This window comes from Nocardia sp. CA-290969 (assembly GCF_050936135.1).
Classification (GTDB): Bacteria; Actinomycetota; Actinomycetes; order Mycobacteriales; family Mycobacteriaceae; genus Nocardia.
In genome coordinates, this window is the sequence record NZ_JBNJNJ010000001.1 from 761502 (window position 1) to 787411 (window position 25910).

Consider the following 25910-nt stretch of genomic DNA (forward strand, 5'->3'; position numbering starts at 1 on the left):
CGCCCGGGTCAGGTGTTGACCGCTACGCCGGCCAGACCGAGCGACCGGCCCGGCTCTTCGTGCCGGTCGCGGTCGGATTCCGGCCGCCACAGGGGTAGTTCGACCACACCGGGTTCCACCAGCTCCCAGCCGTCGAACATCGCGGTGATCGCGGCGCGCGAGCGGAACTGGATCCCGACCTGGTTGCCCTCCCGCGACGAATGGTGCAGGGCCTCGGCATCGTCGGGGCGCAGCGCGGAGGTGAGATGAGAGATGGCGACATAGCTGCCGCCGGCCACCGCCTCCCGCAGCGCCCCGACCTTCGCCGCCGGCAGATCGGCGTCGGCGAGCAGGTGCAGGACGGCGATGAGCAGGATCCCGACCGGCTGCCCGGAATCGATCAGCCCCGTATCGCGGACCCGCGCCAGCAATTCGGCCGGTTCGCGCAGATCGGCTTCGATGGCGCCGTACCGTTCGTCGCCCACCAGGATCGCCCGCGAATGTGCGACGGCGACCGGGTCGATATCCACGTAGAGCACCCGGCCGCGCGGATCGCATTCGCGGACGATCTCGTGCACATTGCCGGCCGTGGGGATACCGGAACCGATATCGAGGAATTGGGTGATACCGGCCTCGACGAGGAACCGCACCGCCCGGCGCAGGAATGCACGGTTGCTCAACGCGAGCCGCGGCAGATCCGGTACCAGCCGGCTTCCGCGCTGCGCGGCCAGCCGGTCGACCTCGAAGTTGTGCGAACCGCCCAGCAGCGCGTCGTACATCCGCGCCGGGCTCGGTTGCATCATGTCCACACCGTCGGGTGCCCATGCCGGCCTGTCCATCTCGTCCCCTCCTGCGCTCGATATCCGGACCCGGCCGGAATCGTCCGGCCGGGCACGGGAAACCCCTGCGCTGCGCTACGGGCCGGCCGTGGAGCGGCGGCCCGGTGCCCCCGGGCGCGGTACCGCGTGGACCGGATGACACTGTGCGAATAATAGCCCGTGCCCCCGACACCGGCCGTGGCCTGCATCGCCCGGCCGCCGGAGATCATTTCCGGTCATGGACGAAAGAGGTTCTCAGGAAACAGGAGTGAGAACTTTCCCGGCGGTCTCCGGGGCGGTTCCGGTTTCCCGGGCCGGCGCGGTGGTACCGCCCGTGTTCGCGCGGGTGAGCACGACGTAGGCCAGCACCGCCAGGGCAACGGCACCGAGCATCAGAACGGCCATCGGGGTCGCTGTTGCCTCACCCCACAGGCCGACCAGCGGCGATACCGCGGCGGCGAGGAGGAACTGGAGGCACCCCAGGAAGGCCGACCCGGTGCCGGCGTGCTGATCGGTTTCCGCCAAGGCCAGCGTGGTGGCGTTGGAGAAGATGAAACCCATCGATCCCTGGAACCATGCGAACAGGACGAGAGCCGGGATCGTCGGCGTGCCGAGCAGTACCGCGATGAGCAACCCGGTGGTGGCGAGGGCGGCGCTGGTCAGGCCGATGGCGATCATCGTGCGGTAGGCGACCCGGCCGGCCAGTGCCGCCGAGGCACCGCTGGTCACCACGATGACGAGGGCATTGAGCCCGAACAGCAGCGAATAGGTACCGGTCGACAGGCCCATCACGTCCTGCATCACGAACGGTGAGGCCGAGATATAGGCGAACATCGCGGCGAACGAGAAACAGAAGGCGAGCAGGTAGCCGGTGTAGTTCCGGTTCGCCAGCACCGCCCGCGCACTGCGCAGCGTGGCCCCGAACCCACCGCGGGTACGGGCGGCGACGGACAGTGATTCCTCGGCGAAGATCGCCGCGCCCAGGAACATGAGCAGCGTCAATACCGCGAGGGCGGCGAAAACGATGCGCCATCCGGTGGCGTTGATGATCGCGCCACCCGAGACGGGCGCGACGACCGGCGCGATCACGCTGATCACCGTCACGACCCCGATCAACTTCCCCGCCGCCGCGCCGCGAGCGGTATCGGAGATGATGGCCCGGGCCAGCACCACCCCGGCGGCCCCGCTGAGTCCCTGGACGAACCGGGCCACACCCAGGATCTCGACCGTGGGCGCGACCGCGCAGGCGATACTGGCGACCAGGCAGACCAGCGACCCCGCGAGCAGCGGCCGGCGCCGGCCGTAGGTGTCGGAGAGCGGTCCCAGGAACAACTGCCCCAGGCCGAGGCCGAGCAGGAACGCGGTGAGGGTGAGCTGGATCCCGGACGCGCTCGCGCCGAGTTCGCCGGCCATTTCCGGGAAGGCCGGCAGATACATATCGGTCGCGAGCGGTGCGACCGCGGTGAGCAGGGCGAGCACGGCGATCAGCGCGGGACCGATCGAATGGGCGCGCGGGTCGGCGGTTTCTGACATGGGCTGCTTCCTGGACGTGGAAAGGACCGGTTCAGAATAGTTATGAAAAAATATATATGTCAAACGATGCGATATTCTGACGGCATGAACTCCGATCGTCGCGCCCACGGTGGCCGCGACCTGCCGACGGTCCTGCGTGACCTGGCCTGGACGGTGCATCGGCTCGTCCCGGAAGTCGCCGGCGTACCGCATCTGCCCACCACGGAACTCGCCGTGCTCAAACAGATCCTGGCCGCCCCCGGGATCACCGTCACCGAACTCTCGAAACGGCTGGGCATGCGGCAGAGCAATGTCAGCGCCGCGGTACGCGGGCTGGTCGAACGCGGGATGGTCGCGCGCTCGGCGGATCCGGCCGACCGCCGGGTGATCCGCCTCTCGCCGACCGAGAAATCCTTCGGTGCCCGGCGAACCATTCACAGTGTGTGGTCGGGCACGGTCGAACAGGCGATGGCCCGGCTCGACGACGAACAAGTCGCCGCGCTGCGGTCGGCCGAAGACGCGCTCGAGGCGCTGGATCGCGTACTGCGCGAGAACCGTGACTCGTACTGAGGTTTTCTCGCCGGGTGGGCCTACGCGATACCCGGTACGACCCCGCGCGGCTGGATGAGCGGCAGATCATTGTAGGTGGCAATACCCGGCGGCGCCGCGACCACGGCCGCAATCGCGTTGATCACCGGCATGGCGGTCATGATGTGGCCCAGTGTCATGAAATCGGCGATCGTCTCGGCCTGGAAATCCGGTGGTGGCAGGAAGCTCACGACGTTCTTCACCGTCGGCCGGCCGTCCACCTGCAACACCCAGCCGTCCTGATCGATCTTCCAGTCCGGTTCCAGCGTCGGGCCCTTGCGCCAGCGCACCGTCAGCTCGACGAGCGTGCGGCCGGCGACGATACCTTTCCAGCTCGCGAACACCCCGGCCACACAACCGGCCGGGATCGTCCAGGAACCGAGGTCCAGATCGGCTGTGGTCTGCGCGTATTCGGCATCGCAGCGCACCTCGTCGAGTTCGGCGCCGAGGGCGTCGGCGATCAACCGGACCGCTTCACCGAAGACCGCGGTCCCTTCCGCGGTCATATCCGGAAGGCCGGGATGGTCGATCGGCTGCCCGAAACCCACCGGTCGTTCGGTGGCGGGGGAGTCGTAGAAGGTGGTGTCCGCCGCCTCGCTGACGGTCACCTTGTCGACGCGGTCGCAGATACCCGCCGAGACGATGGCCAGCAGGTTGACGAACCCGGGGCTGATCCCCGAACCGAACATGGTCGAGCCGCCGCGCCGGCACGCCTCGAGCAGGCGGTCGCGCCCGGGACCCTGACGGTGGCCGGTGATGAAGGATGCCGAGGACACCACGTTCACACCGGATTCCAGGATCCGGACCAGTTCGTCGACATCGATCCACATCGGGTTGTAGATCACGCAGTCCGGTTTCAGCGCGAGCAGCGCGTCGGCGTCATCGGTCGCGGTGATCCCGACCGGGTCGATGCCGCACAGCTCCCCGATATCGCGGCCCACCTTGTCCGGTGACCAGGCGTAACAGCCGACGAGTTCCAGCGTCGGATTCGCGGCTACGGCGCGAACCGAGCTCTTTCCGACATTGCCGGTCGTCCACTGGACGACCCGATACCGACGATCCTTGGGCACGCGCTCAGCATAGGTCCGGTTGCCGGTTTGCGGAACGAATCCTCTGATTTTGGAGAACAATATTCTCGAGCCGTGGCGGGAACTTCGGCGCGGTCGCCGCCCAGCGGCCGACCGCCGAGCGCGCAACGGGTGCGCGTCGAGCCGGCCACCGAACCCGGCCCGTACGGTGCTCTGCTTCCCGGCTGCGCTCCGGGTGAACCCTGGGCGGGTGGCGCAATGGTCACGAACTCCCGTGTCCACGCTGGTCGCGTCTCTGTGTGCCCCGGCGCATCGGCGATGTTGCGGCGATCCAGGCCGCGCGGACGGCCGGGCCGTCGAACGTGGCGTCGCCTGTACGCCGGGGTGTGCCGCAGGCGGCGCCGAACGCCACGACCAGCGGGCCCGCAGGCCGGCGAACCCTGCTACCGGAGACGGCGACGCGGGGCGGTCGATCGGGTCCCGGCGGTGGGCATGCGGACGGATGCGGTGGCGCACATCACAACCGGTTCCGGACTCGCGGCGGCGATCTCCGGCCGAAGCGGTATACGTCACACTGTGGCCGGTCCGCACGTGGCGGGCGCGGCCGCGAAATCGGCAGCTGTGTGCCGTAGTCCGGGAGCGCGGAGCTGTGTTTCGGTTCCGTTGCCCGGCAAGCTCTTCGGGGCACCTCTGGTCCGCCTGCGGGCCTGGACGGCTGATGCCCGCGAAGTCCCTGGTCATGCGCCCGGCGGAAGCCGGCGATCCGTCCGACTCTCGTCAACGTGTGTTATCTCCAGGTCACGGCGCGGTAATATCGAATTGCTCGCCCATGTCTGTTCGGGCGGGTCCCGCCCGATCGAAGGTTGGTGAGACCATCCATGTCGGTATCGATGTTCGACGAAACCCTGCCACGTGGTGAACGAGACGGGGTCGGGCTGCGGGTCGGCGCGATCATCGATCGGGGCGGCGAGGTCCTGTTACTGGAACTACCGAGTACCGGTCCGATTCGTCCCACCAGCAAGCTTCCCGGCGCCACAGTGGAACCGGGGGAATCGGTGACCGGAGCGCTGATCCGCGGTGTGCGCGAAGAAACGGGGCTCACCGTCACCGATATCCGGCACCACGTCGGTGACTTCGACTATCTGTCGCCTGCCGGTAAACCGGTGCGCCGGCTGCACTTCGCGGTCGAGGTGGAATCGACGGGTCCCGTGGTGCTGAGTGCGCACGCCGGATACGTCTGGGCGCGTCTCGACGAGGAGGGGCTGCCGGTCACCTCGTCGATCCAGAAGATCCTCGACACCTACCGCGAGCTCGTCTACCCCTGATCGACGCCACCACCGAGGCGCTGGGCGGCGGGGACGATCCGCCGGCGCCGGGGCGGTGCTGCTCGGCGTCCGGTCGTGCCGGTCGCGGCGGGCAGCACGGTTTCTCCGCCCACGTGTAGTACGGCACACCCGCGCGGTCCTGCGTGGGAGGGGCTGCTCCGTGCCGGATGCCGGATCGATTCCGGACCGCTCCCGACGGGCCGGGCCGATCCGGCACGCGCGGCCGGCCGCAGTGAGGTGGTGTGCCGACGCGATACCGTCCTCAGCGATGCCGGGCCGGTACCGGTGTGTTCGCGGCGAAGATGGCTTGCGGAGTGTTCTCCCGGCCTTGGCTGCCTGGCGTAACCCCAGGCCCGGCGGGTTCGCGCAGCCGGGTGCGTACCGCGCTCGCGGCACACGCGATCACCGCGAGCGCGCCGAGTGCGGTCGGCCAGGTCAGTTCCTCGTTCAGCAGTAGCACTGCCCAGCAGAGGGTGAATACCGGCTGGGCGAGCTGGACCTGGCTGACCTGTGTCATCGGTCCCAGGGCCAGGCCCCGGTACCAGGGCAGGAACCCGAGGAACATGCTCACCACGCCGAGGTAGACGAAGGCGGCCCATTGGGTCGGTGATCCTGTCGGTGGCTGCTGGGCCACCGAGACCGTGGTGAGGGCGAGCATCGCCGGTGCGGACAGGACCAGGGCCCAGGAAATGGTCTGCCACGCGCCCAATTCGCGGGCGAGCAGACCACCCTCGGCGTACCCGGCCGCCGCCGCGCACACCGCGCCGAGCAGCAACAGATCCGACCAGTGCGGTCCCGTGAGGCGCTCGCCAGTGAACGCGGCGAATCCCACCGCCGCCACAGTGCCGGCCAGGGCCGTGAACCAGAACGCGCGCGGCGGGCGTTCCCGTCCGCGCCGCACCGCCAGTACCGCGGTGGCCGCCGGTAGCAGCGCGATGACGACCGCGCTGTGCCCGGCCGACGCCTCGGTGAGTGCGTACGACGTCAACAGGGGAAACCCCGCGACCACACCACCCGCGACGACTCCCAGCCGCAGCCATTGGCGGCCCCGCGGCAGGCGCTGTTTCGTGATCGCCAAGGCGAACGCGGCCAACAAGGTCGCGAGGACCGCGCGGGCACCGGCGACGAACAGAGGTGAGAGACCATCTCCGGCGACGGCGTATTTGGTGAGCGGGACGGTGAACGAAAATGCCAGAACCCCGAGTAGGCCCCAGGCGGGCCCGGACGATAGCGGAGTGCCAAGTCGGGCGATAGCGCTACTATGATCCTTCATGTCTGACGATAGCAGCTCGCGGATCGCCGCGGACCTCCGCGACTGGATCGCTGCGGCACCACCGGGCGCGCAGCTGCCGTCCACTCGAGCCCTGGTGACCCGCTACGCCGCCGGGCCGGTCACGGTGCAGAAGGCGCTGCGAATACTGACAACGCAGGGTCTGATCGAAAGCAGGCCGGGCGTAGGCACTTTCGTGCGTGCCGTCCGGGCGGCCCGACCGCACGACTACGGCTGGCAGACCGCGGCACTGGGCACACCGCCGCATCGGGCTGCCCGGCTGTTCACCGCACTCAGGACCGTCCCGAACGACCGGATCGCCCTGCACTCCGGGTACCCGGACCGGGAACTGCTTCCCGAACGACTGGTCCGCGCGGCGTTCGCCCGGGCGGCGCGCGGGGACGCGACGGTGAACCGCCCGCCCAGCGCGGGCCTGCCCGATCTACAGTCCTGGTTCGCGACGGAGCTGGCGGCGGTCACCCCGGCCGGGGTGACCCCGCCGGCGCCGAGCGATGTGGTGGTGTTCCCCGGTAGTCAGAGTGGGCTGAACACGATTTTCCAAGCACTCATCGGTGCGGGCCGACCGCTGCTCGTCGAATCCCCGACCTACTGGGGTGCGATCATGGCCGCCGAACGGGCGGGCGTGCGGATGGTGCCGGTACCCAGCAGCTCCCAGGGGCCGCACCCGGACGAGCTGGCGCGCGCTTTCGAGCAGACCGGCGCGCGGGCGTTCTACGCGCAGCCGCATTTCGCCAATCCCACCGGCGCACAGTGGGAATCGCGGCGGAGTACGGAGGTACTCGAGGTGGTCCGGCGGTTCGGTGCGTTCCTGATCGAAGACGACTGGGCGCACGATTTCGGGATCGACGCCGTGCCGGTGCCGCTGGCCGGCCGGGACGACAGCGGGCATGTGGTCTATCTGCGGTCGCTCACCAAAAGCGTTTCGCCGGCGGTGCGGATCGCCGCCGTGGTCGCACGGGGCCCCGCCCGGGACCGGATTCTGGCCGATGCCCAGGCGGAGGCGATGTATGTGAGCGGTCTCCTGCAGACGGTGGCGCTGGATATCGTCACCCAACCCGGTTGGCGCACCCATCTGCGCGGCCTCGGACGTCAGCTGGCCACCCGCCGCGATCTGCTGCTCACCGCCCTGCGCGAGCACGTACCGGCCGCGCAGCCGGAACTGGTTCCCCGCGGGGGGCTGCACCTCTGGGTCCGGTTCCCCGAACGCACCGATCTCGCCCGCCTCGTCGCCGATTGTGATGCGGCCGGGGTTGTCGTCGCGCCCGGCGACGAATGGTTCCCCGCCGAACCCACCGGCGCCTACCTGCGCCTCAACTACTCCGGCCCGAATCCCGGAGCATTCCCGGAGGGCGCGCGGCTCCTCGGCCGGGCGCTCGCCGATCAGTCCCGCTAGCCGCACCGCGCGGATACCGGCCGCGAGCAGTGCCACCACCACTGCCGGGCAGCTGCCGTGGACTGCTCAACCCACGTGGGAGCCGGTGACCCGCAGCAGCTCGAGTTTGCTCGCGGCATCGCTCGCCGCCGGGGCGGTGTAGGTGACCATCCGCAGGTCCACACCGGGAACCAGGAGGACATCGCAGTCGACGAGAATATCGCCCACTTCCGGATGGCGGATCGTCTTCCGCTCGCTCGTATGGGCAGTGGCCGCGGTGCCGGTCGACCACACGGCTTCGAAAGCCTCGGATTCCGCACGTAATTCACCGATGAGGCGGTTCAGCTCCGCGTCGGCCGGATAGCGGCTCAGGGCGTCCCTGAGGTCGGCGACGATGGCCGCCGCGAAGGCCTCGTCCCCCCGTTCGGAATGCACCGATCGCACCGCGGTGTGCGCGGCCCCGGTACGGAAGAGCGCGCGGGCGAGGTTGCGGTCGTCCGGGGGGATACTGTCCGGATCGCCGAAGAGGTCGGCCCACATGCCGTTCCACCACACGAGTGTCCAGTCGGCGCTGAACACACCGATCGGGATATCACCGAGGCGGGCGACGAGCCGCTGGACGCCGGGCGGGACATGGGTGTCGACCGTGCCGTCGCGCGGTGGGAGCAGTCCCGCACCGCGGTAGAGCTGGTCACGTTCGGCGCGCGAGAGTTGCAGGGCGCGGGCGAGCGCTCCCACCACCTGTGCGGAGGGATTGCGGGCGCGGCCCTGCTCGAGCCGCAGCACATAGTCGACGGACAGACCGGCCAGCTGGGCGAGTTCCTCCCGCCGCAGCCCGGGTGCGCGCCGCCGGCGGCCGGGGGGCAACCCGGCGTCGGCGGGATCGAGGCGGTCACGCCAGGTGTGCAGGAGCCGGCCGAAGCCGCCGTCGGAGGTACCCATCCCGTCATTTTCGCCCGCGGCCGCCGCATCAGCGTGGGTACTGCCGGTCCGTGGTCTCCGGAAGGTACTGGCAGGCGGCCCGGACCGGCGGAAATCTGGGGGAGTGGGCCGGTCGCGGTCCGTCTGGAACCACTGAGGAGCACGAATGCCGCACACTCTCGTCATGACCGGCGCCGGGCGCGGGATCGGCCGCGTCGCCGCCGCGAACATTCTGCGCGAATCACCGGATGTGCATCTGGTCGTCGTGACGCGGGACGGGGCCGAGGTAGGACTCCCGGCGCCGGCCGGCGGCGGCGCGGTGTCGTACTGTGCGGCGGACCTCGGTTCACTCGACAGTGTGCGCCACGCCGCCACACTGATCGGCGAGCGGATCGATGCCGGTGAATTGCCGCCGCTGCGCGGGTTCATCGGAAATGCCGGAATCCAGTACCCGAACGCGCTCACCACCGGCCCCGAGGGGTTCGAGACCACGTTCACCGTGAACGTGCTCGCGAACCATCTGTTCGTCCGGCAACTCTGGGATCGGTTCCGGGCGCCGGCACGGATCGTCCTCACGGCCAGCGATACCCATTTCGGCGATCTGCGGCACAACCTCGCAATGGTGCCCGGCCCGGTCTGGAACGCACCCGCCGCCCTCGCCCGGGCGGGTGCGTTCACCGCTCCGGCGAGCGCCGCCGCCGGCCGCACCGCCTATTCGACGAGCAAACTGGCCGTGCTCTACCTCGTGCACGAATACGCGCGCCGACTACCGGCCGCAGTGGAGGTGATCGCCTTCAATCCCGGCTTCGTGCCGGGTACCGGTCTGGCGCGGCACGCCGATCCGCTGTCCCGGTTCGCCGTGCGCCGGATCCTGCCTGCCCTCACACTGACACCGCTGGCGAGTACGCCCCGGTCGGCCGGCCGTTGGCTGGCCGATATCGCCCGCGGAGTCGTCCCGGCCCCGACCGGTTCCTACGTGGATCGCCGCCGGGTCGCGCGTTCGTCGCGGGAGTCGTACGACCCGGCCCGCGAACGCGATCTGTGGGACATCCTCGAGGTGCTGAGCGCAGCTTCCGGCTGAGGGCGCTCGCGGCCCGGACCGGATCAGCTTCGGACGTGGTCTTCGACGAAGATCTTGCGGCAGGACGGGGCGCAGAAGGCGTAATCGACTCCGTCGTGGGTGTAGGTGAACTGCGCGGTGGCCCATTCGACCTGCATTCCGCAAGTGGGGTCGACGGTGAACCCGTCGGGGGCGGCGGGGCGCACGCCGGATTCGCGGAAGTCCTCGGTCATCAGGCGGGTCAGTTCGGTGCTGGTCGTGGCGCGGCCCAGCGTGCCGACGCAGTTTTCGCGCAGGCCCACCAGTTGTACGACACAGTGCGGTGCGCGGCGGAGGCGCTGGGGGTCGGGTTCGGTGCCGGCGATCGCCTCGGTGATCAGCGGGATGATGTTGTGTCCGAAATCGGGGTCGCCGCTCCATGATCCGGGCACCGTGAGCCGGACCAGGTAGCGGGGTGCGCCGGCGGGGGCGGGGCCACCGGTGACCCACGTGCGCGGCTGGTGTACCAGCACATGGGTGAATTCACGGGCCTTGGCCATGGTCGCTTCGGGGGCGCTGTCGTAGCCGGTGAGCGCCGCGAGTACGCGCTCGGCGAGTTCGTGTTCGGCGGCGCGGTCGAGTTCGCGTCCGGTAACCGAGATTTCGATGGTCATCATGGATCAGTCCTCCGATGTCGTGGTGCCGGTTGCGGCCTTGGCCGGCGTCGCGGCCAGAGCGAGGAGTTCGTCGACCGGCCATTGGTCGTCGGCGTGGGCGCCGTACTTGGCGGCGAGCAGTGTGCCGTCGGGCCGGATCAGGAAATCCGCGGGTAGGCCCAGGCGGCCGCCGTCGGGACGGGCAGGCGGAGCCGGATGCCCGGCCGGGCGGCCGGAGAGTTCGGTGCCCACGGCGCGGGCTATGGCCGGCCAGGCCCGCGGATCGAGGAGGGCGCGGGGGGCGGATTCGACGCCGAATTCGCGATACAGCGCCCGTTCCGGATCGGCGACGACATCCAGCGGCAGGTCGCCGGAGTACTTGCGGAGTTCCTCGGCACGGGAGTGGAAGACCACTACCTCGCGGATTCCGGCCGCCCGTATTTCGGGCAGACGGGTGACCACCGACCGTAGGTGCAGGTGACAGACCGGACATCCGGCGAAGCGCCGGAACTGCAGGTGGATGAGCTGGGCGGGGTCGGGAATCGGGATCGCGGCACCGGCGAGGGAGGTGAGTGTGCGGGCGGGTACGGGATCGGGCGGCAGCATCGGCACTCCTTTAGGTGTACTACGTACGCTTACACTCCGAGTATGCGCGTATCCAGTACGCTGTCAACTCGTGCCCAGGCCCCGTTCTCTCACCGACGAGCAGCTCGTTGCCGCCGCACTGGCGGTGATCGACCGGGACGGCCTGCCGGGGCTCACCATGCGCGCGGTCGCGGGGGAACTGGGGATCGCCACCATGGGCCTGTACCGGTACGTCGCCGATCGGCAGGCCCTCGAAGTGCTCGTCGTCGATCACATCTTCCGCACGGTGGACCTCTCGCTACCCCCCGCGAACTGGGCCGACCGGATGCGGGTGCTGATGGACCGGCTACGGGTCGCGGTGGCGGCCCATCCGGCGGTGGTACCGCTGGTGCTGCGCCACCGGCAGGCCGCGCCGGGCTCGCTGCTGCTGATCGAAACGATGCTCGCGGTGCTCACCGACGGTGGCCACGCCGGGACCGAACGGGTCGTCGCCCAGCGCACACTGATCGGCTATTTGCTCGGATTCCTGCAGAACGAGCATTACGCGGCGCTGTCGGGGGCGGGCACCGTCACCATGTCGGAACTGTCGCCGCAACAATTCCCGCACCTTGCCCGTACCGCGGCCGATGCGCGCACGCTACCGCCCGCCGAGGAATTCCGGCGCGGGCTCGACGTCGTACTGCGCGGCCTCGGCGGCTGATCCCGCGGGAATCGGGTAGAACTCAGTCCGATCCGCCCGGAACGGTATCGGGGCCCTCCGGGTCCGCATCCGGGCATTCCCCAGCGAGGATGGCGCCCAATCGGGCTCTTTCCGGCGGTGTCACCGCCTCCTGGAGGATGGCCAGGATCTCGTCCTCGGTGCTGCGGCCGTGGTTGGTCGCGCGAATCCGCAGGGCGCGGTATACCGCGTCCGGTACATGTCGAACAGATAGCGTCACCATGGGCGGGCGTCTTTCCTCGACAGTGGTCGGTGACCCGATTGTATTTCCCGGGCCGCGGGGGATGCGGCTGCGCCGATGTCTCGTTCTGATATCGCCCCGTGCCAGGGACCGGAAGCGAGGTGCGAGCCGGTGCGCCGTAACGTATTCGAGCGAAAGCCCTTCCGGCAGAAGAAAAATGGCGCAAGATCGAGACCGGTCGGTGCGATAGGAAACCTGGGCCGGCTGGTCCGGCGCGGTGCGCGGCTCATCACGCGCGCATCCGGAAAGTGAGGCGGAAATGAATCACAAACTCTGGCTACTCGGTCGGCTCGTCGCCGTGGGCGGGCATATTCTCGGCGAGAAGATCACCGGGCACCGCGCCCGCACGATCGAAGATGTACCCGCCTCCGGCGCGGCGCTCACCACCGACTGGCTCACAGCGGTGCTGTGCCGGGATATCCCCGGTGCGGAGGTGACCTCGTTCGAAATCGCCGGTGGCAGTAGTGGCACCTCCACCCGGGTCTCGATCCGGGTGGAATACAACGAGGCGGGACAGGCGGCCGAGTTGCCCCGGGCGCTGTTCGCCAAGACCACCACCTCGCTCAGCCAGCGCATCCTGCTGGGCGGCGGGAAGATGATCGACGGGGAGACCAGATTCTTCCGTGACTTCCGCCCGAAACTCGATATCCAGGCACCGCTCGGCTACTGGGGCGCCTCCGATCCCGCTTCCTGGCGTTCGATCGCGCTGATGGAGGATATCGCCGTGACCCGCGGCGCGGTGTTCAGCGAACCCACCGAACCGATCGGGCGCGCGGAGATGGAGGATCTGGTCCGGAACCTGGCGCGGTTGCACGGCACGTTCTGGGAGAGCCCGGCGATCGAACCGCTGAAGACGACGAACGAGGCCCTCGCCGCCTATCTGGCGGCGATCGATATGAAAACCCGGTGCGCGGTGGGGCTGGAGCGCGCGGCCGAAGTCGTCCCGGAGGCATTGCACGGCCGGGCGGACCGGCTCTGGGCCGGTGTGGAGCGTGCGGTGGACCTGGCCACTCGCGAACTTCCGCACACCCTGCTGCACGGTGATCCGCATATCGGCCAGACCTACCGCACCGCCGAAGGCCGCATGGGGTACGTCGACTGGCAGGTGGTGATGCGCGGCGGCTGGGGACACGATTTCGCGTACACGGTGAACTCGGGATGCGAACCGGCGGACCGCCGGGCCTGGGCGCCGGATCTGCTGCGGGCCTATCTCGACGAACTCGCGGGTGCCGGCGGCCGGGCCCCCTCCTTCGACGAGGCATGGCTGATCTATCGGCAGCAGTCGATGTTCGCGTACGCGGCGTGGGCGTTCACCATCGGCCGTGCGGCCTATCAGCCCGAAATGCAATCGCGGGAAACCTGTCTGACACTTATGCGACGGATCACTGCGGCCGTGCACGACAACGAATCACTGGACGCGCTCGGAGTCTGAGCGATGGGCCGGGGCCGGACTCGGTGGTCCGGTCCTGGTCAGGTGGGTCGCGGGCGCGGTAGCGAGGTCCGAAACGTGCGGACCAGTCCAATGATTTCCGCGAAAAGCGCGGTTGGGCAACCCATTTCGTAAACAAACAGAGAGCCCGACAGTGTCGTAACATCGCCTCGTTCCGGCTCGAGTCAGTGTGCAGGAGGAGGCTCGATCCGGTGTCCGGCCGGTGGAAGACCACCGGCCCCGCTACCAAGAGGTTGGAGTTTCTTCTTGACCAGCTCGGATTATCGGACGCTTACGCACGGCCCGGTCGGCCCCGGTTCGCACGACGACGGACCCAGGGTCGCGCTCCATTCGCCGGAGTTCGCCGCCGACCCTCATCGTGCCTACCGGGAAATGCGCAGTCGGTACGGATCGCTGGCTCCGGTGGAACTGGCCCCCGGCGTGCCCGCCACCTTGGTGATCGGCTACTCGACCGCACTGCGGGTGCTCAACGATCCGGAGCGCTTCCCCGCCGACCCCAGGGTCTGGCAGAAGGACGTTCCGGCGGGTTGCCCTGTGCTGCCGATGCTGGAATGGCGCCCGATGGCCAGCCGCTGCTCGGGCCAGGAATTCCTCCGGTACCGGCAGGCGATCACCGCCAGTATCGACCAGGTGGATATGTACGCCATCCACACCGTGGTGGAGAATCTCGCGGCCCCGCTGATCAATTCGTTCTGTGCGGACGGCCGGGCGGAGTTGATCGAGCAGTATGTCTTCCCGCTGTCCTTCCAGGTGATCAACTATCTGCTCGGCAGTCCCCCGGAGATCGGCGGGCAGGTCGCTGCCGGGATCGCCGCCATGCTGGAGGGGATCGATGCCGAAGCGGGCAGCCGGATGCTCGGTGAAGCCCTGATGAACCTTGTGCTGCTGAAGCGGGAGAATCCCGCGGCCGATATCACCTCGGTACTGCTACGTCATCCGGCGGAGCTATCGGACGAGGAAGTGTCCCACCATGTTTCGCAAGTCTTCGGCACCGGGATCGAGTTCGAACTCAACCTCATCGTCAACACTCTGCTGCTTATCCTCACCGACGACCGGTTCGGCGGCAGTGTGCTCGGCGGTAACCTCACCTCCCGTGACGCATTGGACGAGGTGCTGTTCAACGACCCCCCGCTGGCCAATCTGCTCGTGACCTATCCGCGGATGCCGATTCTGCTCGACGATGTCTGGCTGCCGGCGCATCAGCCGGTGGTGATCAGCATGGCCGCGTGCAACAACGATCCCGCCATCCGGTCCTCCGAGCTGACGGGTAATCGCGCGCATCTCGCGTGGGGTCTGGGTCCGCACGCCTGCCCCGCGCAGTCGCTGGCCTACATGATCGCCGAGGGGGCGATCGACCAGCTGCTGGACGCGCTACCGGAGATGCGCGCCGATTTTCCCGGTGGGGAGCCGGCCTGGCGGCCGGGGCCGTTCCACCGGTCATTGGCCGCCCTCCCGGTGGTCTTCCCGCCGGGTGCGCCGTTGGCGGCGTACGACGAGAGTTTCGGGCGTCCGGCCGTGGGATTCTGAGCGGTGATCCGGCTCGGAAGTTGAATCCGGATTCAACTTCGCTTACCGTCGGAGTGCATCGAACGCCCGCCTCCGGCGCGTCGAGCCGCGCCCCGAAGATCGGAGTTCTCCCGTGGAACTGTTCACCTCGACCGACCGCGCCCGCGAGTACCGGCAGACCCTGCTCACCTTCATGGACGAATGCGTGTACCCGGCCGAGCCGGTCTACGCCGAGCAGATGGCCGAGGCCGGCGACCCGCACCACCACCCGCAGATCCTCGAGGATCTGAAGGCCGAGGCGAAGAAACGGGGTCTGTGGAATCTGTTCCACCCGCACAAGGAGTGGGGTCCGGGGCTGAGCAACCTGGAGTACGCGCCGCTGGCCGAGATCATGGGCCGCAGTCCGGCGCTCGCGCCGGAAGCGTGCAACTGTTCGGCCCCGGACACCGGGAACATGGAGGTGTTCACCCTCTTCGGCACCCAGGAGCACAAGGAACGGTGGCTCGAACCACTGCTCGACGGCACCATCCGGTCGGCATTCGCGATGACCGAACCCGGGGTCGCCAGCTCCGATGCGACCAACGTCGAGATGCGGATGGAACGCGACGGCGACCACTACGTCCTGAACGGCCGGAAATGGTTCGCCTCCAATGCGATGCACCGCAACTGCAAGGTGCTGATCGTGATGGGCAAAACCGATCCGGACGCCCCCAAGCATCGCCAGCAGTCGATGATGGTGGTGCCGATCGACGCGCCCGGCGTCCGGGTGGTGCGCAACCTGCCGGTCTTCGGATATGTCGATCGTGAGGGGCATGCCGAGATCGACTTCACCGATGTGCGGGTACCGCTGACCGATGTGCTCAAAGGTGAAGGCGAAGGGTTCGCGATCAGCCAGGCACGGCTGGGCCCGGGCCGGATCCACCACGCCATGCGCGCCATCGGGATGGCCGAACGCGCCCTGGAACTCATGTGTGTCCGCGCGGAATCGCGGACCACGTTCGGCCGCAAGGTCAGTGAACGGGCCAATATCCGGGACTGGATCGCCGAGGCCCGTATCGATATCGAACAGGCGCGGCTGCTCACCCTCAAGACCGCGTGGATGATGGACACGGTCGGCAACAAGGAGGCGCGTACCGAAATCGCCGCCATCAAGATCGCCGCACCGGTGATGGCGCTGCGTATCGTCGACCGGGCGATCCAGGTGTACGGCGCGGCGGGTGTCACCGAGGATTTCCCGCTGGCCAGCATGTACGCCCACCTGCGGACCCTGCGCATCGCCGACGGCCCCGACGAGGTCCACAAACTCACCATCGCGCGCGCCGAACTCGGCAAGGCACGTGCTGCCGCGGAAGCCGCCGCGAACACGTAGGCCGGACATACGGGCCGCCTCCGGATACGTTGGACAGGTCCGGCCGGTACCCGGTGAGCTCCGGGGCTGTCGTGGACGAGCACGAGGAGGCAAACCTATGACGGTGGAGACCGGAGCGGAACGGCAGCGGAGGCGGCATATTCTGCTGGAGCTGGGTTTCGCGACCACGCTGGTGGGCGAGGAACTGCACGGTGCGGCCACGATCACCCCGCAGATGTACGTGCCCGGGACCGAGCGGTTGCGTACCTCCGTCCTCGCGACCTGGACCGATACTGTGACCGGCCTGCTTGCCGCGCTCACCTTGGGGCCGCGTGTTCCGGTGACCCTCGAACTCGATGTGCACCTGTACCGGCCCGCGCCGGCCGGTGGTGAGGTCCGGGCGGTGGGCCGCAAGATCAAGGCGGGGCGTTCGGTGTTCGTCGCCGAGGTCGAGTGGACCGTGGACGGGGAACCGTTCGCCTTCGGTGGCGGGTCGTTCATGGTGTCGCCGAACGAGGAGCTGCGGTTGCCGGAGGGGCTGAGTATCGATATGCCCGTTTCCGATCAGCTGCTCGCCGTCCCGCTGGCCGAGCGGGCGGGTTGTGAGCGGCGCGCACCGGGCACCGCGGTGCTGCCGCGCACCGACGACGGGCTCAACGCCTCCCGCACCGTGAACGGCGGCCTGATCGCGCTCGCCGCCGAGGAGGCGATCCTGTCGCTGGCTCCGGGCGCGACCCTGAGCACCCTCGGCCTGCGCTATCTGCAGCCGGCCCGGGTGGGCCCGGTGGTCGCCGACGCGACCCTGCGCGCCGATGTCGGCCGGGCCACGCTGCGCGACGCCGGTAACGACGACCGGATCACAACCCTCGCCACGGGCCGCCTGTTCCCCGCCTGAGCGGCCCGCGGCATCCAGACACCCTTCGACGACAGCGAGTAGACCGTGAACGCCCAGGAAGAAGACGCTGCTGCGGGCACGGTGACCGACCCTGTGCGGACGGCCCCACCGGCCGCGGGGGGATCACCGCGTCCCGCCCCGAAGAGCCGGCGCGGTATCCGGACCCGTGCCGCATTGGTCGCGGCTGCCCGCCGGGTTTTCGAATCCGACGGGTTCGTCGATGCCCGGATCAGCGATATCACCCGCACCGCGGGGGTGGCCTCGGGTTCCTTCTACACCCATTTCGACAGCAAGGAAGAGATCTTCTCCGAGGTCGTCGCCCAGGTGCGCGACGAGATGCTGCATCCGCACGTCCGGGCCCGCGCGGGCAGCGACGACCCACGCGACTGGATCGCCGCCGCGAACCGCGAGTATCTGCGCTCGTATCGCCGCAACGCCCGGTTGATGGCCGCGCTGGAGCAGGTTTCCCGGGTGGATCAGCAGTTCGCCGCCCTGCGCGCCGAACGGGCCGCGGCCTTCATCGACCGCAATGCCGCCCTGATCCGCGACCTGCAGGACCGCGGTTCGGTCGCCGCGCACCTGGACGCCCGGGTGACAGCACTGGCATTGTCGAGCATGGTCAGCAGGATGGCTTCGCTCGTATTCGTCGAGGGCGAGAAGATCGGTTTCGAGACGCTGCTGGAAACGCTGAACTGGATCTGGTTCAACGCCCTGCAATTGCCCGGCGCACGGTGACCTACCGTGCCGCGGATCCGGTCCGGGAGCGCCGGTAACGGAGGACGGTCACCCCGTAGACGACCGCTGCCCCGAAGAGGGATCCCCAGCTCACCAGCAGGCTCGGCATCGCCACGGCCTCGGCCCGCCACAAGAATTCGGGCGTGTTGCCGTTGTAACCGTCGACCCCGAGGAAATGCCCGGCCGGCGACTGCCAGTCGTCGGCATCGCCGCCGTCGGACATGAACAGGCAGAAGAAGGTGAGCGTCGCCAGGTACACCCACAGCAACCCGTAGACCAGCCGCCGGGAGCTCCGCGGCCCCAGGTGGAACGCGCTGTCCGGAGTGAACAGCTCCAGCGCGATCCAGAGCTGCGCGGCGAAGCATCCCAGCCAGATGGGCGCGCCGTAGATGAACACGAACGCGAAGATCCAGCCCATCGAGATCTGCACTCGCACAGCGATCACCACGAGCGGTATCAGCAGGATCGCGACCCCGGTGCTCACCGCCCACGCCCTTGCCCACGTCATCGGATCTCCCCTTACCCATTCGGCCGATTCGGTTCCCGGATCGAGTCTGTCGCGGGCAGGGGTGGCCGGGCATGAGTATTCCTACGGTGATATCCCCGGTGTTATCCCGCTCGGCGGGTGGCGGCGAAGCCGCGGAACCTGCGGAGGTAGCCGACGATTGCGCGGAGTGGGACGGCGCGCGGCCAGTCGTCCGGGCGGAAGTAGGCGTCGGTGCCGCCGTCGACGAACAGTACGCTGCCGCAGAGGAATTCGGCCGCGGGGGAGAGCATCATGCAGACCCAGTCGGCGATGTGCTCGGGTTTACCGAAACCGCCGGTGGGCACGGGGAAGGCGTTGATCGCCTTGGCCTCCGCGGGGGTGGCGAGCTGGCGTTCCAGCAGCGGAGTGAGGATCGCGCCGGGCGCGATGACATTGAGCCGGATACCGGCGCCGGCCCATTCCGGCCGGACGGCGTTGCGGCGCACCCAGCGGCTCACCGCGATCTTGGACGCGGCGTAGACGAACGGCGCCGCCTGGGAGCCGAAGATCTTCACACTCCGGACGGCGCGTCCGGTATCGCCGGCCAGGAACGCCTTCACCGTCCGATTCGGTACCGCGGGCACCGTGGTGGACGAATTACTGCCGAAGGCCACCACCCGCGCGGCACCGGTGGCGGCCAGCGCCGGGCGCCAGCCCTCGAGTAGATCGACCACGCCGAGATAGTTCACGGCCGCGATCACCGGCAGCCGGGCCGGATCGGGGACCGGACCCAGACCCGCGGCGAGCACCGCGCCGTCGAGCCGGCCGTCCGCCGCGGTGAGGACCGCGTCGATCGCCGTGCGCCGGCCCGCGGCGGTGGACAGGTCGGCGACGATATCGGTTTCCTGGATATCGACGCCGATCACCCGGTGCCCTTCGGCCGTCAGCTTCTCGGCGACGGCTCGTCCCATACCCGACGCTGCCCCGGTGACCGCGTAGACACCCATCCGAAATCCCTTCGTCCTACCCGGCGCGCCGCTGCGCCGGGCGATTTCGTCGGAGTCTGTCAAAAGTCGGCGGCATGTCAAGCGCGGGTTCCGGAGGGCGGTACCGGTGGGCCGTTCCGGGGTGGAATCACGGAGGTCAGAACGGCAGGTGCACCTGCTCGGGCAGGGTGAAGCAGATGATGCCGAAGTCGTAGCCGGTCGCCACGTTCACCACCGTGGAGACGCCGCCGGCGGAGAGGGTGTGCCGGCCGGTGACGGCAGGGTCCCAATCCGCGCTGAACACGCCGGGTTCCTCCTCCACGACAGGGCCGAAGGTGCCGCCCGGCTGCCCGTTCACCAGATCCGTGAACGCGACTCGATCGCCGGGGGCGCCGGTGGCCGCCACCGTGTAGGTGCAGCCGACGCCGTACTGCAGGAAGCCGAGACCGAATCCGCCGAGGACGCCGATATCGGTCACGGCGGCCGAAGCGGTGGTCGGCGAGCCGAAGGTGACCGCCGCGGCGAGCGCGCAGGCGGTGAGCCCGGATCGAAGACTTCCCGAAGTGTTCATGGCAGGCTCCGGTCGTATCGGCGGTGCGGCGGACATCCTGGTAAGTAGTGCAGCAGCTGCGGATCACGGGACACAGTGCGCGACGGTCACGAAGTGTGTGGGCGGGTCACGAATCGGGTACTCCGCGCCGGACGAAACGCGACATTGCGGCGCGGGTGTAACGATTACGGGGCTGTTGGTGGATAACGGTGCGTAAACGTTATCGGCGCGCGGTGATAGCGGGGCGAGTGCTGGTGTCCCGGCGAATCGCCCGCGGCGAATATCGCAAGAAGGTATAACCGTTGCACTTCGGGGGTTAGGCCGAATTTCGGCCGGAGAATTCGGTTATTCACCAGCAATTTAAAAGTATTGATTTTCCTCTTAAATTCGGATGTGCACGTGAAGTCCGAATATCGGTATGGTCCTGTGCGCGAACTGAAATCGCAGCCGCCCGGGCTCGGACGGTCCACGTGAGAAGGAATAGAACGTCATGAAGTTCGGCACTTTCGCCGCAACCGCACTTCTGTCTGTCGCCGCCGTCGGTATTTCGGCCGCGACCGTGCACGCCGAACCGGCGGCGCCGGCTCCCGAGATCAAGAGCGAAGGCGTCGACCAGGGCGTTGCCTACGAAACCAGCGTCGACCAGAAGACGCAGACCATCACCACCGCCGTCGAGAACGGCAGCTTCGAACTGACCCCCGACGGCGCCAAGGCGATCCTGAAGGCCGTCAGCGGCGCCGTCGTCGCCGAAGTGCCGCTGGAATACGAGATCTCCGGCAGCGAAATGGCCGTGGCGCACGAGATCAGCGCGGACGGCAGCACACTCGAACTGACCCCGACCGTCACCGCCGAGAACATCGGTGAGATGCGTCCGGTGAGCTCGATGGCCCGGCTGACCTCCGAACTGGAGAAGAACGTCGCCGGTGTCGCGGTCGGCGCGGTGCTCGGCGGTCTGCTCGGCGCGCTCGTCGGGCTCGGCTTCCTGAGCATCATCACCGGTCCGATCGGGCTGGTCGTCGGCGCGGTCGCCGGCGGCTACATCACCGGTGGGCAGTCGTTCGGGGACGCCGTGACGGCGGTCCTGCGCGGCGAGCCGTGACCGAACCGGTATCGGGCGAGGACGGCGGTCAGCCGCAGCTCTCGCCGCAGGACAAACGCGCTCGGGTCGGCGCGACCGCGGCGGCGATCGCCATCGCGGCCGTGGTGACCTCGATCGTGCTCGGTATCGGTATCGCCGCGCTGATGGCCACCGCCGGTGGTACGGAGGAGAGCACCCAGGATCTGGCGGTGCCGAGCCCCGCGGGCACCACCTCGGTCGCGGGTACCACCGCGACCTCCGGCGCTCCGGCCGCCCCACCGCCGGTTACGGTATCGCCGAGTGCCCCGCCGACCACCACGCCGGAGGTCCTGGGTACCGCCGGTGAGGCCAACAAGGAGGCGAAGCAGGCGCCGCCGAAGGTCGAGGTGGTGGCCGGGGAATGCCTCAGCGGGTTCGGTGAGAAAGAGGTCACCGAAGCGCCCTGTGGCAGTGCGGAATCCCGGTACAAGGTGTCCGCGGCCGGTCCGGTGGGAACCGCCTGTCCCGCCGACGGTGACACCACCCATACCATCGCCGACACCACCCTGTGCCTCGATATCGATTGGGTCGTCGGCAGCTGCGCGGATGTCTCGGGCGATCAGCCCCAGCGCACCGACTGCGCACCCGGTGGGGTGCAGGTGATCAGCATCCTGCCGGATACCAACAGCGTGAACGCCTGCCCCTCGGCCGATCGTGGTTTCGTCTACGACCAGCGCCGGTTCGTGGTGTGCTTCGCTGATCTGTAGGTCCCGGGCCCGGTCGGTCCCTTCCGGCGACCGGCCGGGTGCCGCTCGAACGGCAGGCCGCGGCGGCCGGATGGCCGGCACCGGTCCGGGAGGCGGGCCACCCGGGCGAGGCGGTGCCGAAGACGAGCGGGCCGGTACGGAACACCGGCCCGCGGCCGAGTCGACCGGTGGCCGCTCCGACGGCGAGCGGCAGATCACCGTCGCCGTGATACGTGCCTGCTCGTGGTTACCCGGGCCGCGGCGCCGAACTACGGGGGACAGGCAATAATTTGATCCATGCCCCTATCCCGTCGCGCATTGCTGCATGCGGGGTCGGCCGGTGCCGTCGCGATGCTGGCCGGGGCGGGTCTGGTGAGCAGTGCGCCGTTCCGGGCGCCCCGGCTGCTCGGTGATCCCTTCTCGCTGGGAGTCGCCTCGGGCGATCCCCTGCCCGACGGTGTGGTGTTGTGGACCCGCCTGGCTCCCGACCCCTTCGCGCCCGACGGGCTGGGTGGTACCGGGCTGGCGCCGGTCACCGTCGAGTACGAGGTGGCCGAGGACGAACAGTTCCGGCGGATCGCTGCCCGGGGCAGCGCCGTGGCGACCCGCGAACTGGGGCACAGCGTGCACCCGGAGGTGCGGGGTCTGGCGCCGGATCGGTGGTACTTCTACCGGTTCCGGGCGGGGTCGGCGGTCTCGCCGGTCGGCCGCACCCGCACCGCGCCCGCCGCGGATGCCCGGGTGGACCGGTTGCGGTTCGCGTTCGCCTCCTGTCAACACTGGAGTTCCGGTTACTACACCGCCTACCGGCATCTGTGCGACGAAGACCTCGACTTGGTGGTGCACCTCGGCGACTACATCTACGAAATCGAATGGGCGCGCGGGCGGGTGGGGGTCGGGATACCGGAGACGCTGCGGGCCGAAGCAACCGATCTCACCGGATATCGACTCCGCTACGCGCAGTACAAGGCCGAGCCGGAGCTGCGCGCGGCACATGCCGCTTTTCCGTGGGTCTGCACGTTCGACGATCACGAGATCGACAACAACTGGGCGGGTTTCGAGCCGGGCGCGGGAATCGATATCCACCTGCTGCCCGCCCTGTTCCGCCGCCGCCGGGCAGCGGCGTTCCAGGCCATGTACGAGCATCTGCCCCTGCGGATCGGCCAGCTGCCGGCCGGGCCGTACGCCCGGATGCACCGCCGCTACACCTTCGGTTCACTCGCCGATCTGACGATGCTCGATACGCGCCAGTATCGTTCGCCACTGGTTTGCGGGGACGGCGCGAACCTCGTGGTGGACTGCGCGGACAGGTTCGCCGCCGACCGGACGATCCTGGGCGCCGAACAGCGCGAATGGTTGATCGATGGGCTCACCCGCTCGCCGGCGCGCTGGCAGATCCTGGGCAACCAGGTCGCGATGGCGCAATCCGATTACGACCCGGGCCCGGCCGTCGCGGTCGGTACCGACGCCTGGGACGGCTATGTCGCCGACCGCGACGCGGTGCTGGCCGCGGCCGCCGCCCGGGGCCGGGGCGATCTGGTGGTGCTCACCGGTGATCGGCACGAGAACTACGTCGTCGATATCCGTGGCGACTACCGGGATCCGCAATCGCCCGTCGTGGCCACCGAATTCACCGGTACCTCGATCACCACCGGCCGCGACGGCGCGGATCTCACGCCGCGCGGCCGGACCCTGCTGGCCGCCAATCCGGATATGAAGTTCTTCAACGGGCAACGGGGATATGTCCGCGTGGAAGTCGACCACCGGTTGTGGCGCAGTGATTTCCGGGTGGTCCCGTTCGTCCGGGAGCCCGGCGCTCCCGTGGTCACCCGGGCGAGCTTCGTGGTGGAACACGGCCGGCCGGGCGCCCTGGCCGCCGCCGACCCCGGCCCGCCGCCCGTTCCGCCCGAGGTGGATGTATCCGGACCGGAACCGGCGATCGACGCGGGTCGCTGAGCCGCACAGCGCTGCCGGTGTCCGGCCGGCCGGGCCGCCCGAGTTCGCCGGGACCCGAGGAACCCGTGCGCGCACTGCTCATCGAGCGCCGCCCTGGGTTCGCGGTCGCGGCCCGGGGAGCCGAAGTTCTCCGGTATCGGTACGGCCGGCCGAATGTGCTCGGTAGCTCCGGTCGCCGGTCCGCGCCGCGGAGGTTGGCCGAAAGTGCCGATTTTCTGTCCGCGGGTATGTGCCCGCGGGCGTGATCCAGGCCATAGTCTCGGAAGAATGTCCAGTTCCGCAACGAGCCCCGGCACCGACGCCGGGCCCGGCCAGACCTTCGACTACGACGTGCTCGTCATCGGCTCCGGATTCGGTGGCAGCGTGAGTGCCCTGCGGTTGACCGAGAAGGGTTACCGGGTCGGTGTCCTCGAGGCCGGGCGCCGCTTCGCCGACGACGAATTCGCGAAAACGTCCTGGCGTGCCAGGCAGTACCTGTGGGCGCCTTTCCTCGGGTGCTTCGGTATCCAGCGGCTGGCGCTGTTGAAGGACACCCTGATCATGGCCGGCGCCGGAGTCGGCGGTGGTTCCCTGGTCTACGCGAACACGCTGTACGAACCGCCGGAGAAATTCTTCCGCGACGGGCCGTGGGCACATATCACCGACTGGAAAGACGAGCTCGGCCCCTATTACGACCAGGCCAAGCGCATGCTGGGCGTGACCACGAATCCCGCGACCACTCCCACCGACCGGGTGCTGCGCGAGGTCGCCGAGGAGATGGGGGTGGCCGACACCTATCAGCGCACCCCGGTCGGTGTGTTCTTCGGTGGCCCCGGCGCCCGCCCCGGCGAGGACGTCGAGGACCCCTTCTTCGGCGGGGTGGGCCCGGCGCGGCGCACCTGTACCCACTGCGGCGAATGTATGACCGGCTGCCGGCACAACGCCAAGAACACCCTGGTGAAGAACTATCTGTACCTGGCGGAGCGGGCGGGTGCCGAGGTGCACCCGTTGCGCACGGTCACCGATGTGAAACCGCTGCCGGACGGCGGTTACGCCGTGCGGACCGTGACCACCGGACGCTGGGTGCGCAAGAAGCGCACCACCTTCACCGCCGAACAGGTGATCTTCTCCGCCGCTGCGCTGGGCACCCAGCGGCTGCTGCACAAACTGCGTGATTCCGGGTCGCTGCCCGATATCTCCGGCCGGCTCGGATACCTCTCGCGCACCAACTCCGAGGAACTGCTCGCCATCCGCAGCCGCGTCAAGGACAGCGATTTCACCAAGGGGGTGGCGATCACCTCGTCGATCCACCCCGACGGCGACACCCATGTGGAGCCCGTGCGCTACGGCAAGGGCAGCAATGTGATCGCGCTGCTCGGCAGCATCATGGTCAGCGAAGAGCCGGGCGTCTCCAAACGCCGGCTGTGGCTGCGCGAGATGTGGCGGCATCGTCGTGAGATGCCGCATGTGCAGAATCCGCGGCACTGGTCGGAGCAGTCGATCGGCCTGCTGGTGATGCAGTCGGTGGACAATTCGATCACCACCTACACCAAGCGTGGGCTGTTCAAACGCAAGATGACCACCCGCCAGGGCGAGGGCGCCCCCAACCCGACCTGGATCCCCGCCGGGCACGAGGTGGGCCGGCGGGTCGCACGCAAGATCGACGGAACGCCGGGCGGGCCGCTCAGCAGTGTGTTCAATATCCCGATGACCGGCCATTTCATCGGCGGCTGCGTAATCGGCGACAGCCCTGAAGCCGGTGTGGTCGACGCCTACCACCGGCTCTACGGGTATCCCGGCCTGCACGTGATCGACGGTTCGACCATCTCGGCCAACCTCGGCGTGAACCCCTCGCTCACCATCACCGCCCAGTCCGAACGGGCCGTCGCGCTGTGGCCGAACAAGGGGCAGGCCGACCCGCGCCCACCGCTGGGGTCGCCGTACCGGCGCATCGCTCCGGTCGCTCCGGTCGCCCCGGTGGTGCCCGTCTCGGCGCCCGCCGCCCTGCGCCTGCCCCTGGTGGAGGTCAACCACCGCGAGCGTCCGGAGGCCGGGGTCGGCGAACAAGTGCGCTGATCCGCGGGTGGTGCCCGGATCGGGCCACCGGCCTACCCGGGATCGCGTATCTACGCCACCGGCTGAGCGTCGGCGCGCCGCCGCCGT

26 protein-coding genes are annotated in these 25910 nt (G+C 68.9%); 15 read left to right on the forward strand and 11 right to left on the reverse strand.

Going from position 1 to position 25910, the window contains the following annotated elements:
- Positions 1-8: 8 nt before the first annotated feature.
- Positions 9-782 carry an SAM-dependent methyltransferase gene (locus ACQEVO_RS03570; protein WP_432908843.1) on the reverse strand — a complete coding sequence of 258 codons (774 nt, stop codon included), beginning with the start codon at positions 780-782 and terminating at the stop codon, positions 9-11.
- Between ACQEVO_RS03570 and ACQEVO_RS03575 the strand changes: the two genes are divergently transcribed.
- Entirely contained in the window at positions 781-957 is a 177-nt protein-coding gene (locus tag ACQEVO_RS03575) for a hypothetical protein (protein ID WP_432908844.1), read from the forward strand. The two genes, ACQEVO_RS03570 and ACQEVO_RS03575, sit on opposite strands and share 2 nt — an antisense overlap.
- Positions 958-1052: 95 nt before the next feature.
- On the opposite strand, the gene ACQEVO_RS03580 is transcribed toward ACQEVO_RS03575, so the two are convergent.
- Positions 1053-2330 carry a multidrug effflux MFS transporter gene (locus ACQEVO_RS03580; protein ID WP_432908846.1) on the reverse strand — a complete coding sequence of 426 codons (1278 nt, stop codon included), beginning with the start codon at positions 2328-2330 and terminating at the stop codon, positions 1053-1055.
- An 84-nt stretch (positions 2331-2414) separates the two neighbouring features.
- Between ACQEVO_RS03580 and ACQEVO_RS03585 the strand changes: the two genes are divergently transcribed.
- On the forward strand, positions 2415-2879 hold the full coding sequence (locus ACQEVO_RS03585; RefSeq protein WP_432908847.1) for a MarR family winged helix-turn-helix transcriptional regulator: 465 nt from the start codon (positions 2415-2417) through the stop codon (positions 2877-2879).
- A gap of 20 nt (positions 2880-2899) precedes the next feature.
- Here ACQEVO_RS03585 and ACQEVO_RS03590 read toward each other — a convergent pair whose 3' ends face one another.
- The gene (locus tag ACQEVO_RS03590) at positions 2900-3967 is read right to left on the reverse strand and encodes an NAD(P)H-dependent amine dehydrogenase family protein (RefSeq protein WP_432908849.1); all 1068 of its coding nucleotides are present in this window, start codon (positions 3965-3967) and stop codon (positions 2900-2902) included.
- A gap of 836 nt (positions 3968-4803) precedes the next feature.
- Here ACQEVO_RS03590 and ACQEVO_RS03595 point away from each other — a divergent pair.
- Positions 4804-5250 (forward strand): NUDIX domain-containing protein, encoded by a 447-nt coding sequence (locus tag ACQEVO_RS03595; protein ID WP_432908851.1) that lies wholly within the window; start codon positions 4804-4806, stop codon positions 5248-5250.
- A 262-nt stretch (positions 5251-5512) separates the two neighbouring features.
- Here the strand turns inward: ACQEVO_RS03595 and ACQEVO_RS03600 are convergent, their stop codons facing one another.
- Positions 5513-6523 (reverse strand): DMT family transporter, encoded by a 1011-nt coding sequence (locus ACQEVO_RS03600; protein ID WP_432908853.1) that lies wholly within the window; start codon positions 6521-6523, stop codon positions 5513-5515.
- On the opposite strand from ACQEVO_RS03600, the gene ACQEVO_RS03605 reads away from it, so the two are divergent.
- A complete protein-coding gene (locus tag ACQEVO_RS03605; RefSeq protein WP_432908854.1) occupies positions 6522-7934 on the forward strand; it encodes a PLP-dependent aminotransferase family protein in 1413 nt (470 codons plus the stop codon). The two genes, ACQEVO_RS03600 and ACQEVO_RS03605, sit on opposite strands and share 2 nt — an antisense overlap.
- Positions 7935-8000: 66 nt before the next feature.
- On the opposite strand, the gene ACQEVO_RS03610 is transcribed toward ACQEVO_RS03605, so the two are convergent.
- The gene (locus tag ACQEVO_RS03610; protein WP_432908855.1) at positions 8001-8855 is read right to left on the reverse strand and encodes a helix-turn-helix transcriptional regulator; all 855 of its coding nucleotides are present in this window, start codon (positions 8853-8855) and stop codon (positions 8001-8003) included.
- A 145-nt stretch (positions 8856-9000) separates the two neighbouring features.
- On the opposite strand from ACQEVO_RS03610, the gene ACQEVO_RS03615 reads away from it, so the two are divergent.
- Positions 9001-9915: an SDR family NAD(P)-dependent oxidoreductase gene (locus tag ACQEVO_RS03615; protein WP_432908856.1), complete on the forward strand. Its 915-nt coding sequence runs from the start codon at positions 9001-9003 to the stop codon at positions 9913-9915.
- A gap of 23 nt (positions 9916-9938) precedes the next feature.
- On the opposite strand, the gene ACQEVO_RS03620 is transcribed toward ACQEVO_RS03615, so the two are convergent.
- Entirely contained in the window at positions 9939-10550 is a 612-nt protein-coding gene (locus tag ACQEVO_RS03620; protein ID WP_432908857.1) for a YHS domain-containing protein, read from the reverse strand.
- Positions 10551-10553: 3 nt separating this feature from the next.
- On the reverse strand, positions 10554-11135 hold the full coding sequence (locus ACQEVO_RS03625) for a peroxiredoxin-like family protein (protein ID WP_432908859.1): 582 nt from the start codon (positions 11133-11135) through the stop codon (positions 10554-10556).
- A gap of 70 nt (positions 11136-11205) precedes the next feature.
- Here ACQEVO_RS03625 and ACQEVO_RS03630 point away from each other — a divergent pair, with 70 nt between their 5' ends.
- Entirely contained in the window at positions 11206-11814 is a 609-nt protein-coding gene (locus ACQEVO_RS03630) for a TetR/AcrR family transcriptional regulator (RefSeq protein WP_432908861.1), read from the forward strand.
- Between the two features lie 22 nt (positions 11815-11836).
- On the opposite strand, the gene ACQEVO_RS03635 is transcribed toward ACQEVO_RS03630, so the two are convergent.
- Positions 11837-12055 carry a FitA-like ribbon-helix-helix domain-containing protein gene (locus tag ACQEVO_RS03635; RefSeq protein ID WP_432908863.1) on the reverse strand — a complete coding sequence of 73 codons (219 nt, stop codon included), beginning with the start codon at positions 12053-12055 and terminating at the stop codon, positions 11837-11839.
- A 277-nt stretch (positions 12056-12332) separates the two neighbouring features.
- Between ACQEVO_RS03635 and ACQEVO_RS03640 the strand changes: the two genes are divergently transcribed.
- The 5 genes from ACQEVO_RS03640 (at position 12333) to ACQEVO_RS03660 (ending at position 18007) form a co-directional block, all read left to right on the forward strand.
- Positions 12333-13505 (forward strand): aminoglycoside phosphotransferase family protein, encoded by a 1173-nt coding sequence (locus ACQEVO_RS03640; RefSeq protein ID WP_432908865.1) that lies wholly within the window; start codon positions 12333-12335, stop codon positions 13503-13505.
- A gap of 264 nt (positions 13506-13769) precedes the next feature.
- Entirely contained in the window at positions 13770-15050 is a 1281-nt protein-coding gene (locus ACQEVO_RS03645) for a cytochrome P450 (RefSeq protein ID WP_432908866.1), read from the forward strand.
- A 118-nt stretch (positions 15051-15168) separates the two neighbouring features.
- On the forward strand, positions 15169-16398 hold the full coding sequence (locus ACQEVO_RS03650; RefSeq protein ID WP_432922309.1) for an acyl-CoA dehydrogenase family protein: 1230 nt from the start codon (positions 15169-15171) through the stop codon (positions 16396-16398).
- 97 nt (positions 16399-16495) lie between these two features.
- A complete protein-coding gene (locus ACQEVO_RS03655; RefSeq protein ID WP_432908868.1) occupies positions 16496-17272 on the forward strand; it encodes a hotdog domain-containing protein in 777 nt (258 codons plus the stop codon).
- A gap of 45 nt (positions 17273-17317) precedes the next feature.
- Positions 17318-18007: a TetR/AcrR family transcriptional regulator gene (locus ACQEVO_RS03660; RefSeq protein WP_432908870.1), complete on the forward strand. Its 690-nt coding sequence runs from the start codon at positions 17318-17320 to the stop codon at positions 18005-18007.
- A 1-nt stretch (position 18008) separates the two neighbouring features.
- On the opposite strand, the gene ACQEVO_RS03665 is transcribed toward ACQEVO_RS03660, so the two are convergent.
- The 3 genes from ACQEVO_RS03665 to ACQEVO_RS03675 all read right to left on the reverse strand — a co-directional run bounded on the left by ACQEVO_RS03665 (position 18009) and on the right by ACQEVO_RS03675 (position 20030).
- Positions 18009-18515, reverse strand: a complete 507-nt coding sequence (locus ACQEVO_RS03665; protein ID WP_432908872.1) for a hypothetical protein — start codon at positions 18513-18515, stop codon at positions 18009-18011.
- A gap of 101 nt (positions 18516-18616) precedes the next feature.
- Positions 18617-19480, reverse strand: a complete 864-nt coding sequence (locus ACQEVO_RS03670; protein WP_432908874.1) for an SDR family oxidoreductase — start codon at positions 19478-19480, stop codon at positions 18617-18619.
- A 136-nt stretch (positions 19481-19616) separates the two neighbouring features.
- The gene (locus tag ACQEVO_RS03675) at positions 19617-20030 is read right to left on the reverse strand and encodes a hypothetical protein (protein WP_432908876.1); all 414 of its coding nucleotides are present in this window, start codon (positions 20028-20030) and stop codon (positions 19617-19619) included.
- A gap of 469 nt (positions 20031-20499) precedes the next feature.
- Between ACQEVO_RS03675 and ACQEVO_RS03680 the strand changes: the two genes are divergently transcribed.
- From ACQEVO_RS03680 to ACQEVO_RS03695, 4 genes are all read left to right on the forward strand, one after another.
- Positions 20500-21108, forward strand: coding sequence for a hypothetical protein (locus ACQEVO_RS03680; protein ID WP_432908877.1), 609 nt, complete (start codon positions 20500-20502; stop codon positions 21106-21108).
- A complete protein-coding gene (locus tag ACQEVO_RS03685) occupies positions 21105-21833 on the forward strand; it encodes a hypothetical protein (RefSeq protein WP_432908879.1) in 729 nt (242 codons plus the stop codon). The genes ACQEVO_RS03680 and ACQEVO_RS03685 overlap by 4 nt, the downstream gene beginning before the upstream one ends.
- Positions 21834-22109: 276 nt before the next feature.
- Positions 22110-23768: an alkaline phosphatase D family protein gene (locus tag ACQEVO_RS03690; protein WP_432908881.1), complete on the forward strand. Its 1659-nt coding sequence runs from the start codon at positions 22110-22112 to the stop codon at positions 23766-23768.
- 267 nt (positions 23769-24035) lie between these two features.
- Positions 24036-25823, forward strand: a complete 1788-nt coding sequence (locus ACQEVO_RS03695) for a GMC family oxidoreductase N-terminal domain-containing protein (protein WP_432908883.1) — start codon at positions 24036-24038, stop codon at positions 25821-25823.
- Positions 25824-25910 lie beyond the last annotated feature (87 nt).